Source organism: Arthrobacter sp. P1_B4 (assembly GCF_056406555.1).
Genome location: NZ_JBFTZW010000005.1, coordinates 43,157 through 59,428 on the forward strand (window position 1 = coordinate 43,157; position 16,272 = coordinate 59,428).

The 16,272-nt window shown below is 68.1% G+C and carries 16 protein-coding genes; 8 read left to right on the plus strand and 8 right to left on the minus strand.

Going from position 1 to position 16,272, the window contains the following annotated elements; translation table 11 throughout:
- Positions 1-71: 71 nt before the first annotated feature.
- Positions 72-971, minus strand: a complete 900-nt coding sequence (locus AC1D1W_RS03995) for a LysR family transcriptional regulator (RefSeq protein WP_459385970.1) — start codon at positions 969-971, stop codon at positions 72-74.
- A 200-nt stretch (positions 972-1,171) separates the two neighbouring features.
- Between AC1D1W_RS03995 and mmsB the strand changes: the two genes are divergently transcribed.
- The 3 genes from mmsB (at position 1,172) to AC1D1W_RS04010 (ending at position 4,341) form a co-directional block, all read left to right on the plus strand.
- A complete protein-coding gene (gene mmsB, locus AC1D1W_RS04000; RefSeq protein WP_243179644.1) occupies positions 1,172-2,074 on the plus strand; it encodes a 3-hydroxyisobutyrate dehydrogenase in 903 nt (300 codons plus the stop codon).
- 83 nt (positions 2,075-2,157) lie between these two features.
- Entirely contained in the window at positions 2,158-3,642 is a 1,485-nt protein-coding gene (locus AC1D1W_RS04005) for a CoA-acylating methylmalonate-semialdehyde dehydrogenase (RefSeq protein WP_476943003.1), read from the plus strand.
- Positions 3,643-3,774: 132 nt separating this feature from the next.
- Positions 3,775-4,341: an isochorismatase family protein gene (locus AC1D1W_RS04010; protein ID WP_028278295.1), complete on the plus strand. Its 567-nt coding sequence runs from the start codon at positions 3,775-3,777 to the stop codon at positions 4,339-4,341.
- On the opposite strand, the gene AC1D1W_RS04015 is transcribed toward AC1D1W_RS04010, so the two are convergent.
- Both AC1D1W_RS04015 and AC1D1W_RS04020 read right to left on the minus strand, forming a co-directional pair.
- The gene (locus tag AC1D1W_RS04015; protein ID WP_476943029.1) at positions 4,338-4,946 is read right to left on the minus strand and encodes a hypothetical protein; all 609 of its coding nucleotides are present in this window, start codon (positions 4,944-4,946) and stop codon (positions 4,338-4,340) included. The genes AC1D1W_RS04010 and AC1D1W_RS04015 overlap by 4 nt on opposite strands.
- A 113-nt stretch (positions 4,947-5,059) precedes the next feature.
- A complete protein-coding gene (locus tag AC1D1W_RS04020) occupies positions 5,060-5,932 on the minus strand; it encodes an SGNH/GDSL hydrolase family protein (protein ID WP_043437127.1) in 873 nt (290 codons plus the stop codon).
- 110 nt (positions 5,933-6,042) lie between these two features.
- Between AC1D1W_RS04020 and AC1D1W_RS04025 the strand changes: the two genes are divergently transcribed.
- Positions 6,043-6,699 carry an alpha/beta hydrolase gene (locus tag AC1D1W_RS04025; RefSeq protein ID WP_476943004.1) on the plus strand — a complete coding sequence of 219 codons (657 nt, stop codon included), beginning with the start codon at positions 6,043-6,045 and terminating at the stop codon, positions 6,697-6,699.
- Between the two features lie 45 nt (positions 6,700-6,744).
- Here the strand turns inward: AC1D1W_RS04025 and AC1D1W_RS04030 are convergent, their stop codons facing one another.
- Positions 6,745-6,981 (minus strand): RNA-binding S4 domain-containing protein, encoded by a 237-nt coding sequence (locus AC1D1W_RS04030; protein WP_018774572.1) that lies wholly within the window; start codon positions 6,979-6,981, stop codon positions 6,745-6,747.
- 33 nt (positions 6,982-7,014) lie between these two features.
- On the opposite strand from AC1D1W_RS04030, the gene AC1D1W_RS04035 reads away from it, so the two are divergent.
- The 3 genes from AC1D1W_RS04035 to AC1D1W_RS04045 all read left to right on the plus strand — a co-directional run bounded on the left by AC1D1W_RS04035 (position 7,015) and on the right by AC1D1W_RS04045 (position 10,535).
- Positions 7,015-7,980, plus strand: a complete 966-nt coding sequence (locus tag AC1D1W_RS04035) for a DMT family transporter (protein ID WP_028278291.1) — start codon at positions 7,015-7,017, stop codon at positions 7,978-7,980.
- 150 nt (positions 7,981-8,130) lie between these two features.
- Positions 8,131-9,516: a glycine--tRNA ligase gene (locus tag AC1D1W_RS04040; protein ID WP_028278290.1), complete on the plus strand. Its 1,386-nt coding sequence runs from the start codon at positions 8,131-8,133 to the stop codon at positions 9,514-9,516.
- 2 nt (positions 9,517-9,518) lie between these two features.
- Positions 9,519-10,535, plus strand: a complete 1,017-nt coding sequence (locus AC1D1W_RS04045; RefSeq protein WP_243179641.1) for a GNAT family N-acetyltransferase — start codon at positions 9,519-9,521, stop codon at positions 10,533-10,535.
- Positions 10,536-10,633: 98 nt separating this feature from the next.
- Here the strand turns inward: AC1D1W_RS04045 and AC1D1W_RS04050 are convergent, their stop codons facing one another.
- From AC1D1W_RS04050 to AC1D1W_RS04065, 4 genes are all read right to left on the minus strand, one after another.
- Positions 10,634-12,073 (minus strand): short-chain fatty acid transporter, encoded by a 1,440-nt coding sequence (locus AC1D1W_RS04050; RefSeq protein ID WP_476943005.1) that lies wholly within the window; start codon positions 12,071-12,073, stop codon positions 10,634-10,636.
- Positions 12,074-12,143: 70 nt separating this feature from the next.
- Positions 12,144-13,001, minus strand: coding sequence for a lysophospholipid acyltransferase family protein (locus tag AC1D1W_RS04055; RefSeq protein WP_476943030.1), 858 nt, complete (start codon positions 12,999-13,001; stop codon positions 12,144-12,146).
- Positions 13,002-13,047: 46 nt separating this feature from the next.
- Positions 13,048-13,860, minus strand: a complete 813-nt coding sequence (locus AC1D1W_RS04060) for a DUF1295 domain-containing protein (protein ID WP_476943006.1) — start codon at positions 13,858-13,860, stop codon at positions 13,048-13,050.
- Entirely contained in the window at positions 13,860-14,624 is a 765-nt protein-coding gene (locus AC1D1W_RS04065) for an alpha/beta hydrolase (protein ID WP_043437079.1), read from the minus strand. The genes AC1D1W_RS04060 and AC1D1W_RS04065 overlap by 1 nt, the downstream gene beginning before the upstream one ends.
- Before the next feature lie 269 nt (positions 14,625-14,893).
- On the opposite strand from AC1D1W_RS04065, the gene AC1D1W_RS04070 reads away from it, so the two are divergent.
- Positions 14,894-16,267 carry an FAD-binding oxidoreductase gene (locus AC1D1W_RS04070; protein WP_476943007.1) on the plus strand — a complete coding sequence of 458 codons (1,374 nt, stop codon included), beginning with the start codon at positions 14,894-14,896 and terminating at the stop codon, positions 16,265-16,267.
- Positions 16,268-16,272: the final 5 nt, after the last annotated feature.

Genomic DNA, 16,272 nt, shown 5'->3' on the forward strand with positions numbered 1-16,272 from the left:
CTGCGGGGCTCGGGCTGTTGGCGTTTGGAAGCTGGCTCAGCCTGCCAGGACTGCTCAGCCGCCAGGACCGCTCAGCCTGCCAGGACCGCCTGGCGGTCGGCAATCTCGGTCCGGATCGCCTCCAGCACGGCACGGACCGGGGCCGAACGCAGCGCCTCGGGCCGGGCCACAGCCCAGATGGGCAGCTGGCGCTGGAAGTCGTCCGGCAGGACGGGCAGAAATTCCGGCCGGCCCGCCACGAGGAAATTGGGGAGCAGGCCTATCCCGGCGCCCCGCCGGACGGCCTCCAGCTGGGCGAAGACGCTTGTGGCCTGGAAGCTGGACCGCGGCACCGGCAGCTGCGTTGAACGGTGGCCCAGCTCCGCGACCTGGAGCGCCGATTCCACGTAGGAGACAAAGCCGTGCTGCCGGACGTCGTCGAGCGTTGCCGGAAGCCCGTGCTCCTGCGCATAGCCGGGACTGGCGTACAGCCTGAGGAAATAGTTGCTCAGGAAGATCGCGCGGGCGGTGGTGGTGTCCATGTTGCCCACCACCACTTCCAGGTCCACGCCGGAGCGGTTTTGGCTCACCTTGCGGGTGGCGCTGAGCAGTTCGACGTTGAGCAACGGATTCGCCCGCTGCAGCCGGACGAGGGCCGGGGCCAGGAATTCGGCGCCGAAGCCGTCCGGGGTGCTGATCCGGACCAAGCCGGAGACCACGTCGCCGGAGCGGGCAATGCTGCTGGAGAGGGCACCGAGAGTGCCCTCGATGGCTTCCGCCGCCGCGACCGCCTGGCTGCCGAGTTCGGTCAGCTCCCAGCCGTGCGGGCTGCGTTCGAGCGTCCGGCCGCCGAGCTGTTTGTCGAGGGCCAGGACGCGGCGGGAAATGGTGGTGTGGGTGGTGCCGAGCGTCTCGGCCACGGCGTTGAACCGGCCCAGCCGTGCCACGGTCAGCAGGATCAGCAGGTCGTCGGGGCTCGGAAGCCGGCGCAAGTCCAATCTTGTCCCCTTTGCAGCGAGTGTGGCGGAGCCAGGGCCATGATTGTGCATCTGTGCACATGGCATCTGTGATTTTTTACCTTGATTGCACTCTAACAGGGTGTGATGGTGGACACTGGGGCGCCGGAGTTTCGGCTTTCACGCCGGAGCGCGTCGAGGCGCCCGGCAGCACATCAAGCAAAGGAGCTTAAGCCATGGCAGTCATCGCCTGGATCGGACTCGGAAACATGGGCGGATCTATGTCCGTCAACCTCTCGAACGCCGGACACGAAGTCCGTGGCTTCGACCTCAACAGCGCAGCCGTTGCCGCAGCCGAGGCCGGGGGAGTCAAGGCCGCCGGCAGCATCGCCGAGGCCGTCGCCGGCGCCGACGTCGTCTTCACCATGCTCCCCAAAGGTGAGCACGCCCGCGCCGTGTACCTCGGCCAGGACGGCGTCCTTGCCCACGCGGACACCCGGACCCTCCTGGTGGATTCCTCCACCATAGACATCGCCTCCGCGCAGGCCCTGCACGACGCCGCCGCTGCCGCCGGCTTCCGTTTCGTCGACGCACCCGTGTCCGGCGGCATGAGCGGCGCGAAGGCCGCCACACTGACGTTCATGATCGGCGGCGAGGCCGGCGCCGTCGCCGACGCCACCGAATACATCCGCCCCATGGCCGCGAACATCATCCCCACCGGCGGCGCCACCACCGGCCAGGCCGCGAAGATCTGCAACAACCTCATGCTCTTCATCAACCTCGCCTCCACCGCCGAGGGTGCGGTCCTGGCCGAGCGGCTCGGCCTGGACAAGCAGGTCTTCTGGGACATCGCGTCGGTCTCCTCCGGCGACAGCTGGGCGCTGCGCACCTGGTACCCCGTGGCCGGCGTCGTGCCGACCGCCGCGTCCAACAACGACTTCGCTCCGACATTCACCACCGAACTGGCCAACAAGGACATCGGCCTGGCCATCAGCGCCGCGCGGGACACCGGCACCCCGCTGGAACTCGGCGAGCACGTCCAGCAGCTCTTCCAGCGGCTCATCGACTCCGGCCAGTCCGGCCAGGACTGCTCGATGATCGTCAAGCTCGTCGACGGCACCCTCGAGTCCGCCAACTAGCCCTTAACGGCCCTGCCCTTCACGGCCCTGCCCTTCACGGCCCTGCCCTTAACGGCCCTGCCCCTCACGAAAGAGACCCACCCATGGAACGCATCCCGCACTTCATCAACGGCGCCCTGATTGCCGACGCCGAGCGCTTCGGCCCCGTGTTCAACCCGGCCACCGGCGAGCAGGAGAAAGAGGTCGCCCTGGCCTCCGCCGCCCGCGTCGAGGAGGCCATCGAGGCCGCCCGCGCCGCCCTGCCCGGCTGGCGCGCCACGAGCCTGGCCAGGCGCACAGCCATCTTCTTCAAGGTCCGTGAACTGCTCATGCAGCGCCGGCCCGAACTCGCGGCCCTGCTCACCAGCGAGCACGGCAAGGTCCTCTCTGACGCGGAAGGTGAAATCACCCGCGGCCTGGAGAACATCGAATTCGCCACCGGGCTCTCCCACATGCTCAAAGGCGAACGCTCGGAGCAGGTCTCCGGCGGCGTCGATGTCCACTCGGTCCGCCAGCCGGTCGGCGTCGTCGCCTGCATCACGCCGTTCAACTTCCCCGCCATGGTGCCGCTGTGGATGATCGGCAGCGCCCTGGCCTGCGGAAACACCGTGCTGCTCAAGCCGAGCGAGAAGGACCCGTCCTCCGCCATCTTCATCGCCCAGGTCTTCGCTGAGGCCGGGCTGCCGGCAGGGGTGCTCAACGTGGTCCACGGGGACAAGGAAGCCGTGGATGTCCTGCTGGAACACCCGACGGTCAAGGCCATCAGCTTTGTCGGCTCGACGCCGATCGCGCAGTCCATCTACAAGCGCGCCGCCGATCACGGCAAGCGCGTCCAGGCACTGGGCGGGGCGAAGAACCACATGGTGGTCCTGCCGGACGCGGACCTCAACATGGCCGCGGATGCCGCCGTCTCGGCCGCCTACGGCTCCGCCGGGGAGCGCTGCATGGCAGTCAGCGTCCTCGTCGCGGTCGGCAGCATCGCCGACGACCTCGTGGAGGCGATCACCACCCGCATGGCAGCCCTCGCGATCGGCCCGGGCACGGACCCGGCCTCCCAGATGGGTCCGCTCATCACGGCCGAGCACCGCGACAAAGTGGCCTCCTACGTTGCCGGCGCGGCCAACGAGGGCGCCACCGTGGTGGTGGACGGCCGCGAACACGAATTCGACTCCAACGGCTTCTTCATCGGCGTCAGCCTGATCGACCACGTCAAGCCCGGAATGAAGGTCTACGACGACGAGATCTTCGGGCCCGTCCTCTCCGTGGTCCGCGTCGAGACCTACGCCGACGCCGTGAAGCTGGTCAACGACAACGAGTTCGGCAACGGCGTGGCCATCTTCACCCGCGACGGCGGCGCCGCCCGCCAGTTCGAGTTCGACGTCGAGGCCGGCATGGTGGGCGTCAACGTGCCCATCCCGGTGCCGGTGGGCACCTTCTCCTTCGGCGGCTGGAAGAATTCGCTGTTCGGCGACACCCACATGTACGGCCCTGAAAGCATCCGTTTCTACACCCGCGGCAAGGTGGTCACCACCCGCTGGCCGGACCCGTCCACCTCGGTGATCGACCTCGGCTTCCCCCAGGTCGACTGACGCTTCTGCCCGTCAAAGCGACGCGGGGTCACTTATCCGGCACCGGATCAGGGGCCGCAAGTGACCCCTCGTTGCTTTCGGGGGCCGGGATTAGAGTAGGCACGCAGGGACAGCCAGGATCCGGGAGGCACCATGACCACGCTCGTCAACCGTCCCAACACGGCATTGCTCGTCGTCGATATGCAGATCGGCGTCGTCGCGGAGGCCTACCGCCGCGACGACGTCGTCGCAACCATCGCCGCGCTCGTGGACAAGGCCCGCGACGCCGGGGCGGACGTCGTCTGGGTGCAGCACAGCGGTGAGGAACTCCCGCGCGGCAGCGACGGCTGGCAGTACGTGCCGGAGCTCGCGCGCCGCAGTTCGGAGCCGCTCGTGGCCAAGGAGTACAGCGACGCCTTCGAGGCCACCGACCTGGAATCCGTGCTGGCCGGGCGCGGCATCGGGCGCTTCTTCCTGGCCGGTGCGCAGACCGACGAGTGCATCCGCTCGACCCTGCACGGCGCGATCACCCGCGGCTACGACGTCACGCTGGTCGCCGACGCCCACACCACCGAGGACCTGACCGAGTACGGCGCCCCGCCGCCGGCTCTTGTGGTCGCGCACACCAATCTGTACTGGCAGTACCACAAGGCGCCGGGGCGGACGGCGGGAACGGTCAACGCGGCTGACGTCGAGTTCGCCGGCCCGGCAGGGTCCTAGCCCTTCATGATTTCCGCGCGCTGGGCCATGTAGTCCTCCATGGACAGCTTGCCGTCGGTGTACTGCTGGTCAAGCTCGGCCAGCTTGCGGGCCCGGTAGCCCTGCCCGGCCGACGGCGGCGGAGACTGCGGCGCCTGCGCCTGTCCCGCGCCCGGCGCCGGGGGAGTTTGCGATGCCTGCGGCCGTTGCGGTTGCGGCGGGTTGTTCAGGTACTCCGGGCTGTCCTCGTACGGGACGGGGGACTGGTAGCCGACCGGGTTTGGGTACTGCTGGCCGGGGTACGGCTGGTTCGGGAACGGCTGGTCCGGAAACCGGGGACGGGGGTTCTGCGCGTTCGGGTACTCCGCGCTGGGGTACGGCGGGTTGGGATATGGCTCGTTGGCCGGACCCGACTGCTTCGGGGCGCCCAGCTGGCCAAAGCCGCCGAAGTAGTCCTGCTGGGTGTAGCCATCACGCGGCTGGTTACCCTGGCCGGGGTTGTTCTGGCTGCCCGGGAACCGGCCGAACTGTCCCGGCGTGCCCTGGTTCCGGCCGCGGGCAGACCTGCGGTAGAGGCGCATCGCCACGGGAACCAGGAAGGACAACACGATGATCCAGAAGAACATACTGCTCACGGTACTGGGCCTTTCAGCTGCTGGGCCTTCTCATCTGCGGGCTCATCTGTAGGGCCGGAGAAGTGTTCCTCCAGCTTATGCCCCGCAGGCTCAGGCCCGAAGCCTCAGGACCGGACCGCGTCCTCGGCTCCGGGCGGGCCTTCGCCGGAACCAAGCGGAACGCCGGGACCGAACACCGGTCCGGCCAGCGGCCGCTTGGCCGTCATGCCGTCGCCGGAGGAGCGGTGCCGCAGCCGGCGGACCACCCAGGGGACGAAATACTCCCTGGCCCACACCAGGTCCCCGCTGCGCGCCTCGCGCCAACTGCGCTGTGGCAGCGGTTTGGGGGAGAGGGGCTGGAGCGTGTGCTCGACGTTCAGCGAGTCCAGCACCATGGCCGCGATCGTGTGGTGGCCCAGCGGTGAGAAATGCAGCCGGTCGACATTCCACATCTGCGGGTCATTGAGCTGGCGCAGCGACCACATGTCCGCGATCACGGCGTCGTGGCGCGCGGCGATCGTGCGCAGGTTCTCGTTGTAAATGGCCACCTTGCTGCGGATCCGGCCCAGCACCGTGGAGCCGGTATCCGGGCCGTTGAACAGGACAACGGTGGCGCCGCCCAGGCTCAGGATCTGCACCACCGAATCCAGCTTTTCGGCCAGCACGTCCGGATCGCCGCCCGGGCGGATGAGGTCGTTGCCGCCTGCGGAGAGCGTGATGAGGTCCGGTTTGAGGGACAGGCAGTGAGCCATTTGCTGGTCCACGATCTGCTGCAGGAGCCGGCCACGGACGGCCAGGTTCGCGTAGGCGAAGTCGTTGTGCCCACGGCTGAGTTCCTCGGCCACGCGGTCCGCCCAGCCCCGATGGCCGCCCGGACTGGCCGGTTCCGGATCGCCGATGCCCTCCGTGAATGAGTCGCCCATCGCCACATAGCGGGTCCACGGGTGGGTGACGGTGTCAACGGTGGTCTCGGCTGGGGTGTCCGGTGAATTTTCCATGGGATAGGTATTGCTCACCCCCTTATCCTGCACTGTTCCCGTTTAGCTGCGCCACCGTATTAGCTGCGCCCCGTAATTTGTTACCGTCGGGTAACTGCAAGAATAGTTCCATGACTCACGCTGACGCCTTCCCCGCCCCTGTCGTCCAATGGTCCCAGCCGGAGCAGGAACGGGCCGGCAAGCCGCTTCTTGTCCTGTTGCACGGCTACGGCGCCAACGAACAGGATCTGCTCAGCCTGGCCGGGATGCTGCCGCAGGAATTTGCGGTGGCCTCGTTGCGCGCCCCGATCGCCATGGGACCGGGCTTCACTTGGTTCCCGCTGACAGGGTCCATTGGCTACTCGCTCGACGCCGTCAAGGTCGCCGCAGGCTACGTTCAGGACTGGCTCGACGGCGTCAAAGCCAACCACCCGTCGGTGACGCTGTTGGGGTTCTCGATGGGCATGGCGATGGCCACCACGTTGCTGCGGCAGCGGCCGGCGGACTTTGCCGCCGTCGTCGGGCTGTCAGGTTTTGTCGTCGACGCCGGCGATGACCCCAGCTTCCGCGACGGCGAACTGGACGGCACTGTGCCGCTGTTCTGGGGGCGGGACCAGCAGGACCCCGTGATCACCGAGGACAAGATCGACTACACCGTCGGCTGGGTGCGCAAGCACGTGAAGCTCACCAAGGTCCTCTACACGGGCATGTGGCACGGCATCAACCAGCAGGAGATCGGCCACGTCTCGGAGTTCCTCACGCACGTGGTGCTCAACGCCAAGAAGTAGGCGCGCCGGGGAAGTGTACGCCGGGAAGCGGCGCCGGGCGGGCGGCTAGGCGGCCGGGGGCGCGCTGATCCGCACGGTCCGGCCGTTCACGGTGACGGTGTCGCCGTCGTGCAGCTGGCGGCCGCGGCGCTCGTCGATTTCGCCGTTGACCTTCACCAGCCCGTTCTTGATCAGTTCGGCGGCCTCCACGCCGTCCTCGACCAGATTCGCAAGCTTCAGCAGCTGGCCCAGCCGGATCATGCTGTCGCGGATAGTGATGTCTTCGAATTCCGGATTGCTCATACAAGCAATAATGCCTGACCTAAGGTGGCACCTATGACCCATCACCGCCGTCTTCCGCTGATCGTCGGCCTGCCCATGGCCGTCGCGACGGGACTGTTCATCCCGATCCAGGGCCGGATTAACGGCGCCCTCGGGGTGGCGCTGGAGGACGGAATCGGTGCCGCCGTCGTCAGCTTCAGCACCGGACTGCTGGTCATGACGGTCATTTCCCTGGCCTTGCCCCGGGGCCGGGCAGGGCTGGCGCGGATCCTGCCCGCCGTGCGCGAACGGCAGTTTCCGCCGTACTACGTCCTGGCCGGCTGCATCGGCGCCCTCTTCGTCTTCGCCCAGTCCTTCACCGTGGGACTGCTCGGCGTCGCCCTCTTCACGGTGGCCGCCGTGACGGGACAGACCCTCAGCGGCCTGCTGGTGGACCGGATGGGGATCGGACCGGCGGGGAAGAGGCCCATTACCGGCATCCGGGTGCTCGGCAGTGTGCTCACCGTCGCCGCCGTCGCCTGGGCGGTGTCGCCCAGATTCAGCGCCGGGGAATCCGGGCTGCAGTTGCTGGTTCCCGTGATGCTTCCGCTCCTGGCCGGGTTCCTGATGAGTTTCCAGCAGGCCATGAACGGCACAGCCACCGTGCACTACGGCACCCCCATCGCCGCGACACTCGTGAACTTCATCGCCGGAGCGGCCCTGCTGTGGGTGGCCTGGCTGATCAAACTCGCCGTGGCCGGGGCCGGCAACCCCCTCCCGGCGCAGTGGTGGTACTACCTTGGCGGCCCGCTCGGCTGCATCTTCATCGGCATCGGCGCCCTCCTGGTCCGCAGCCTGGGCGTGCTGGTCACCGGCCTCGGGATGATTGCCGGCCAGCTGCTGGGGTCCCTCGGACTGGACCTTATATTGCCGGTGCCCGGAACGGTGATCGCCCTCCCCACGGTCCTCGGCACCATCCTGACGCTCGGCGCCATCGTCCTGGCCACCCTGCCCTGGCCCAAGGGCGCGCTGAAGCGGTAGCGGGCCGGTAGGCTTGGAGTTTGCATCGCACTGTTCGCATTGCATTGTTCGTATCGCTTTGTTCGTATCGTCCCGGCCGGCAACCAGCCGGCGTCCCGGGGCCAACACCACGGACCGCACCCAGCGGCCCTGTAGAAAATTGGAGTTCCCATGGCAGCAAAATCCGTCCTCGACCAGATCATTTCCCTCGCCAAGCGCCGGGGATTCGTTTTCCAGGCCGGTGAAATCTATGGTGGCTCCCGTTCTGCCTGGGACTACGGCCCGCTCGGCGCCGAGCTCAAGGAAAACATCAAGCGCCAGTGGTGGCAGTCCGTGGTCCGCGGCCGCGACGACGTCGTGGGCCTGGATTCCTCCGTTATCCTGCCCCGTCAGGTGTGGGAGGCCTCCGGCCACGTCGATGTGTTCTCCGACCCGCTGGTGGAGTGCCTGTCCTGCCACAAGCGCTACCGCGCGGACCACCTCGAGGAAGAGTACGAGGAGAAGAAGGGCCGTCCCGCCGAGAACGGCCTCAAGGACATCGCCTGCGCCAACTGCGGCACCCGCGGCCAGTGGACCGAGCCCCATGAATTCTCCGGGCTGCTCAAGACCTACCTTGGCCCCGTCGCCAGCGAAGAGGGCCTGCACTACCTGCGGCCCGAAACGGCCCAGGGCATCTTCGTGAACTTTTCCAACGTCCTGACCACCTCGCGGAAGAAGCCGCCCTTCGGCATCGGCCAGATCGGCAAGTCCTTCCGCAACGAGATCACGCCCGGCAACTTCATCTTCCGCACCCGCGAGTTCGAGCAGATGGAGATGGAATTCTTCGTCGAGCCCGGCACCGACGAACAGTGGCACGAGTACTGGATGAAGGAACGCATGTCCTGGTACACGGGCCTGGGCATCCGCGAAGAGAACCTGCGCTTCTTCGAGCACCCGCTGGACAAGCTCAGCCACTACTCCAAGGGCACCACGGACATCGAATACCGTTTCGGATTCCAGGGCTCGGAGTGGGGCGAGCTCGAGGGCATCGCCAACCGCACCGACTTTGACCTCTCCACCCACGCCAAGGCCTCCGGCGCGGACCTGAGCTACTTCAACCAGGCCACCAACGAACGCTACACCCCGTATGTGATCGAGCCCGCGGCCGGCCTGACCCGTTCGTTCATGGCCTTCATGATCGATGCCTACACCGAGGACGAGGCCCCCAACGCCAAGGGCGGGGTGGACATCCGCACCGTGCTCAAGCTCGATCCGCGCCTGGCGCCGGTGAAGGCGGCCGTGCTGCCGCTGAGCCGCAACGAGGACCTGTCCCCGAAGGCCAAGGACCTCGCAGCGCAGCTGCGCAAGAGCTGGAACATCGAGTTCGACGACGCCGGCGCCATCGGCCGCCGCTACCGCCGCCAGGACGAGATCGGCACCCCGTTCTGCATCACCGTGGACTTCGACACGCTCGAGGACCAGGCCGTCACCATCCGCGAACGCGACACCATGAGCCAGGAACGCGTCTCCCTGGACAAGGTGGAGGGTTACCTGGCCGCACGGCTGATCGGCGCCTGATCATGGCGATCGCATACCGGGAATGGCGGGAAGGCGACGACCTCGCGCTGCTGGAAATCTGGGGCGGCCCTGAGACCGTCCAGGCCGGACAGTTCCGCGGGACGCTGTCGCCCTCGGGCAATTCCCCGTGGCGCCGCTGCATCGTGGCCGAGGACGTCGTGGACGGTGTCGCCATTCCGGTGGCGGCCGCCGTGGTCCACGAGGCCTCGCTGCACCCGGACCGGCTCTGGGCGTATGTCGAGGTCGCCCGGGACCACCGCCGCGCCGGCCTGGGGTCCACGCTGCTGACCATGCTGCGGCACGAGGCCGCCCAGGCGCCGTCGGGCGTGTCCAGACTGCGCTGCAAAGTGGAGCCGGGCACACCCGGTGCGGCGTTTGCCGAGGCCGCGGGCCTGGCCCCGATCCAGCGTTCCCGCCTCGTCGTCGTTGACCCGGCTCCGCTCAAGCTGCCGGTGTTCGGCGACGGTTCGGAGTCCGCGGCCACCGACCAGGTCGAGGACCTGGCCACGGGTTCGGTGGAGCTCAGCGACGTCGTGGGACGCTACTACACGGCCGTGCACGGCTGGGACAGCCCGGGGGAGCTGAGCGTCGCCGCGGTGCAGCGCCTGTTCCTCGATGACCTCAGCGGCGCCCACGGAGCGATCGTGCTGCGGGCGCCCAAGGCCAGCGCCTTCGGGCACGGCATCGCGGCCAGCCGCAAGGGCCGGCTGGAGGGGTTCGCCATCAGCTACGCCCAGGGAATTCCGGGGGCCGACGGCGGCGCCGATGCCGGTGCCGGCGGCGCGGCCTCGACCACTGAGCCTACTGAGGTGTTCCTCGGGCACGAGCCCAAGCTTGGCGCGGACGAGGCCAAGGCCGCCGTCCGGGACCTTTTGGCCCTGATCGCTTACCAGCACCCGGTCATGCTCGAACTGGACGACGCCATGACCGCCCTGCGCACCGTTGTCGAACCGCTGCTCGAGAGCGGCAAGGCCCATGTCCAGGGCTCGGAAACGCTCGTCGTCTCCGACCCGGCCTAGGTCTTAACCAGACTGACCCGCAGCTGTAGCCGTATGAAGCTTGATAACGGCCACGGCTGCGGGTCTGTCTGCGTTAATGCAGTTATTGTGCGGCGCAGTTATTTGGGCATCACCGGCGGCACGAAGTCGAAGGTCATGCCCAGCAGCCAGACGAGCAGCAGGACCACCGGCAGGTGGAAGACGAACTGCAGGAAGGTGAAGCCCACCAGGTCCCGGGCGCGCAGCCTCAGCACCGCGAGCAGCGGCAGCATGAAGAACGGGTTGACCAGGTTCGGCAGCGCCTCGGCGATGTTGTAGATCTGCACGGTCCAGCCGAGGTTCATCTGCACGTCGGTGGCCGACTGCATCACGTAGGGCGCCTCTACCAGCCATTTTCCGCCCCCGGAGGGGACCAGGATGCCCAGTACAGCCGTGTAGAGGGCAATGACGACGGCGAAGCCGCCGCCGCTGCCGATGTCCGAGAAGAACGCCGCGAGGTGGGTGGAGAGGCTCATGCCGCCGGTTCCCGGGGCCTTGGTCAGGATGGCCGCCATCGCCGCGTACAGCGGGAACTGCACGAGGATGCCCGCGGTGGCCGGGACGGCCTTCGTCACGGCCTGCAGGAAGTTCCGCGGCGTCCCGTGCAGGACCAGGCCCAGGATGAGGAACACGAGCAGGTAGCCGTTGAGGCTGCTGACCACGCTGAGGAAGGACTTGGTGAGGAACTGCGAGACGAGCCAGGCGAGCGTGAGGACGCCCGCCAGGATCGGCAGGACCCGGCTGTATTCGAGCCATTCGCCCGGCCGGGAACGCGGCGCGGACTCGGCCGGCTCGTCGTCCAGGTCCACGCCCAGGTCCTCTGCGGTGCGGATCGAGCCGCCCTGGGGCGCGGAGAAGTGCGCAATCACGGTGGTCAGGGCCATCAGGATGGCCAGCGTCAGCAGTGACTGCCAGGTAAAGATCGTGGTGCCGAAGTCCAGGATGCCCGTGATCTTCAGCAGCGCCGGCGGCAGCGACGCGGCCGTGGCCTGCAGCTGCGCGGCAGAGGAGGACAGCCCCAGAGCCCAGACGGCGCCGAGGCCCATGAACGCCGCCGCACCCAGGGCACGGTAATCCACCGTCAGGTCCTTGCGGCGGGCAATCGCGCGGGCCAGCAGCCCGCCGAAGATCAGGCTGAGCCCCCAGTTGAGGAAGGACACGGACATGGCGAGCACGGCCACGAAGCTCACCGCGGTCCGCGCCGTTGACGGCACGAGCGCCAGCCTGTTGATCAGTCTCGCCACGGGCGGGGAGGTGGCCACGACGTAGCCGGTGAGGACCACCATGGCCATCTGCAGGGTAAAGGCCGTCAGGTCCCAGAAGCCGTTGCCGAACGAGTCGGCGATTGCCTGGGGCGTGGCGCCGATGGCGAGTGCGGCCACCGCGATGATGACGACGCCGGCGAGGGCGAAGATGTAGGCGTCCGGGAACCACCGCTCCGTCCACGCCGCCATTCGTTGGGCTATCCGTGCGAGACCGCGTTCTTCGGTTCCGCTCTTGGTCACGACTGTGCTTGCCACAGGTGTCCCTCTCCATTGAGTGCTTTTTGTACCCCACGGAGTTTAGTCAAGACGATGGCGGAAGTAGGGCTTATCGGCGCTTGGCACCTGCGCGCCGGGGACCGTCGCCCTCGTCGAGCCGGCGTCTTTCCTCCTCGGTCGGGGCGCCGCCGCCAAGACCGGCCGGCATCCACCAGGCCCCGGGGGCCGGTCGCAGGGGGAAATCGGCAATGCCGGCGTCGATCCCGTCCTGCAGGGTCTTGGCCAGGCGCGCCGTCGCGGCCCGGGCGTCGTCGGCCGGGTCCGGGAGCGAGCCCGGAAGGATCGGCTCGCCGACGTGGATGCGGACCGGGGCGCGCCAGGCGTGCCGCGGCGAGAAGGCATGGTGGCGGGTCATCAGCCGGTGGGCGCCCCAGATGGAGACCGGGATGATCGGCACGCCGGCCTCGGCGGCCATCCGCACCGCACCGGTCTTGCATTCGCGCACCGTGAAGCTGCGGCTCACGCCGGCCTCTGGCAGGACGGCGACGTATTCGCCCTCCCTCAGGCGGGCGACGGCGGCGTCGTAGGCGTGTGCTCCCGATCCGTACCCGACCACCACATGCCCGGCGGCGCTGACCGCGGGGCCGGCAAACCAGTGGTCGGCGGCGCCCTGCGTGATGAGGAAACGCAGCTGGGCCCGGTTGTGCCACCACAGCAGCATCTCGGCAAAGGCAAAGTCGAGGTAGCCGAAGTGCGTGATCGCGACCACGGCGCCCTGGCCGGGCACCACCGGGCGGGACGGGAGGCGGGTTGATGCGCCACGGGTTGAGGCATTGGGCGGCCCGGGCTGGGGCAGGTGCTCCCGCCCCGTGACGAGGACGCGAATCCGGAACAGCCAGCGCAGCGCCAGCCCGGTGCGGACAATGAAACGGTAGAACCGGTCGCTGGGCTCCGGCCGCCAGTTCACGGGCCGCCAGCCCAGCCGGTGCCGGGCACCTGCCGGGCCGCGCACGTCAGTGTCCGCCCACCCGCCGCCGGGGCGGCCAGGGCAGGAAGCCGGAGGTGGAGTCGATGTATTCCTTGTACCCGGGACGCGCGGACATTGCCTTTTCCGTCAGCGGCTTCCCGGTCTTGCCGGCGAGCGTCCAGATCATCAGGGCGGGGGAGAGCACGGTCAGGACACCCGGCCAGGAATCGGCCGCCACCAGGAACAGCCCTGCCCAGACGGCGGCGTCGCCGAAATAGTTGGGGTGGCGGGTGTAGCGCCACAGGCCGGTGTTGAGGACGGTGCCGCGCCTGGCGGGATCGGCCTTGAACTGCGTCAGCTGCCAGTCGCCGACCGTCTCGAACACGAAGCCAAGGATCCAGAGCAGGACGCCGGCGAACGCCAGCCAGCCCAGGCTTCCCGTGGCGAACATGCCGACCTGGATGGTGAGCGAGACGAAGAACATCACCAGCCCCTGGGGCAGGTAGACCCGCCGCAGGGCATAGACATTGCGTGATCCGGACGCTCCGGCGAGCATGTCCACGTAGCGCGGGTCCTCGTGGCGGCCGCGTGCGCGTGCCCCGATGTGGACGGCGAGGCGGATGCCCCACACCGCGACCAGGGCAAGCAGGAGCAGCCGCCTGCCGGCGTCGCCGTATCCGGCGGAAAGCACCCACGAGATGCCGGCCACCACCACGAAGCCCAGACCCCAGACGGTGTCGATGACGGAGTGCCGGTTCTGCCGCACGGCAACCGCGAAAGTCACTGCGAGCAGCGCCACGAGTCCCGCGATGACCCAGGGCAGGCTGGCAAGGAAGGCATCGAGCGGGAACGGCGGCATCACAACACCACCGGCATACGCGTTCCGGCCGCCGGCGGGGCGCCGCCGAGGGCGCTGCGCAATGCGTCCCTGGCGCCGGAAACATCGGCCCCCGTTGCCTCGCTGAAGGCGTCCAGGACGAAGCCGTTCGCCAGCACGTTCCACAGTGGCAGCCGGCGGATCATGAAATGGCCGGCCTCCTTGAGCGAGACGTAGTCAACGGACGCGGCGACGCCCTCGGCGCGCCGGGCATAGTCCAGTGAGTTCGCCGGGCTGGTCCAGCGGTCGTCGGTCCCGTGGACGATCAGGACGCGGCGGCCCGCGACAGGCTGGACCGAGGTCTTGTGGTTCAGCCACGGGGCGAGCGCGACGACGGCCTCGACCTGCGCGTCGTCGGCCACGCACAGCGCCGTGAGACCGCCCATGGAGTGGCCCAGCAGGTACACCGGCACGCCGGGATGTTCCTGGCTGATCCGGGCGAGCGCCCAACGGGCATCGTGAACGGGGGACATGTCCTCCCCGTTCCAGCCGCGGTAGCGGTTGCGCAGGGTCCACACGGCCAGCCCGTGCGGGCCGCCCTGCCTGTGCAGCGCCCGGGCGAAGGGCACCATCCGGGCCGGACTCAGGTGCCGGCCGCGGACTGCGTCAAAACTGTCGGCCCGCCCGCCGTGCAGGATCAACACGACTCCGCGGGCCTCCCCGGCGGCTTCGGCGATGGTCAGCACGGCTTTGGCGACGGGCCCGGAACGGCCCGCCTCCGGCTCGCGGTCGTCGAGTTTGCGCATTGCCACGTATGTGTCCTTCCGGTCCTTCGTCCGTCAATTACCAACCATAGGTTGCGGCCCCCTCCCGTCAAGGCCGGTGGTCCCTAGTGTGGATTCGGAGCCGGCGCCCCCGGTGATGGGTGCGGCCGGCACGGGTGCATTTGCTGGCGCCCTTGACGGGGAAATGCGGGAAGAGTAGGCATGAGCAGGTAAACCTCCGGGCGCCACGCCGGCTGGGAGCGCAGAGAACCGTCCGGTCGAATCTCACGACGAAATCGACGGTATACATAATGAACGGAACACAGTTCGACAGCCTGCGCGGGCAAGTCCGCGGGCAGATCATCACGCCCGGCGACGCCGGCTACGACGCGGCACGGGCAGTCTTCAACGGCATGATCGATAAGAGGCCGGCAGCGGTGGCCCAGGTATCCCAGGTGGCCGATGTCATCTCCTGCGTCAACTTCGCCCGGGACAATTCCCTGGACCTGGCGGTCCGCGGTGGAGGACACAGTGCCCCGGGCTTTGGCACGTGGGATGACGCCCTGGTCATCGATTTCTCCACCATGACCGGCGTCCGGGTTAATCCGGCAGCCGCGACGGCGCGCGCGGAGCCGGGTGCGACGTGGGCCGACTTCAACCACGCGACCCATGCCTTCGGGCTGGCAACTCCCGGCGGCATTGTCGGCTCGACCGGCATCGCCGGGCTGACCCTCGGCGGCGGCATTGGATACCTGAGCCGCAAGTATGGACTCAGCTGCGACAACCTGCTCTCTGCCGACGTCGTCACGGCCGAGGGAAAATTCCTTACCGCCAGCGAAAGCGAGAACGAGGACCTGTTCTGGGCGTTGCGCGGCGGCGGCGGGAACTTCGGCGTCGTGACGTCGTTCGAGTACCGGATGCACCCCGTGGACATGGTCCACGCCGGCATCATCATTTATCCCATCAAGCATGCCGAGACGGTGGCGAGGTTTTACCGGGACTACATGGCCACCGCCCCTGAAGAGTTTGGCGCGTTCCTGGGCTTCCACCAGGGTCCTCCTGTTCCGTTCCTGCCCGAGGAATGGCATGGCAAACCGGTGTGCGTCATCGTCGGCATGTGGACCGGTGATCCGGCGGAAGGTCCGGCACGCTGGCAGCCGTTCCTGGACGCCGCGCCGGCTGCGGGATCCATGGTGGGACCAATGCCGTACCCCGCCTTGAACTCGGCTTTCGACCCGCTGCAGCCCCCTGGCATGCAGGCCTACTGGAAAGCGGATTTTCTGGCGGAACTGAACGACGGTGCCATCGCGGCGCACATCGAACACGGCAGCAAGGTCCCCAGCGTGCAGACCGCGGTACACCTCTACCCCATCGATGGTGCGGTCCAGCGGGTGGGCGTGACGGACACGGCGTTCGCCAACCGGAACGTGAAGTTTTCGCCCGTGATCGCGGCGCAGTGGATGGACCCCGCGGAAAACGAGGCAAACATCGCGTGGGTGCGGGACTACGCGGCCGCCCTGCGGCCCTATTCGGCCCCCGGCGGCTACATCAACTTCATGGACGGCGATGATCTGCCCAGGGTTGCGGAGAACTACGGGGAGAACTACAAGCGGCTGAGGGAGGTCAAAGCCAAATACGATCCGCAGAACCTCTTCCACGTCAACCAGAACATCGCGCCGGCGTAAGCGCG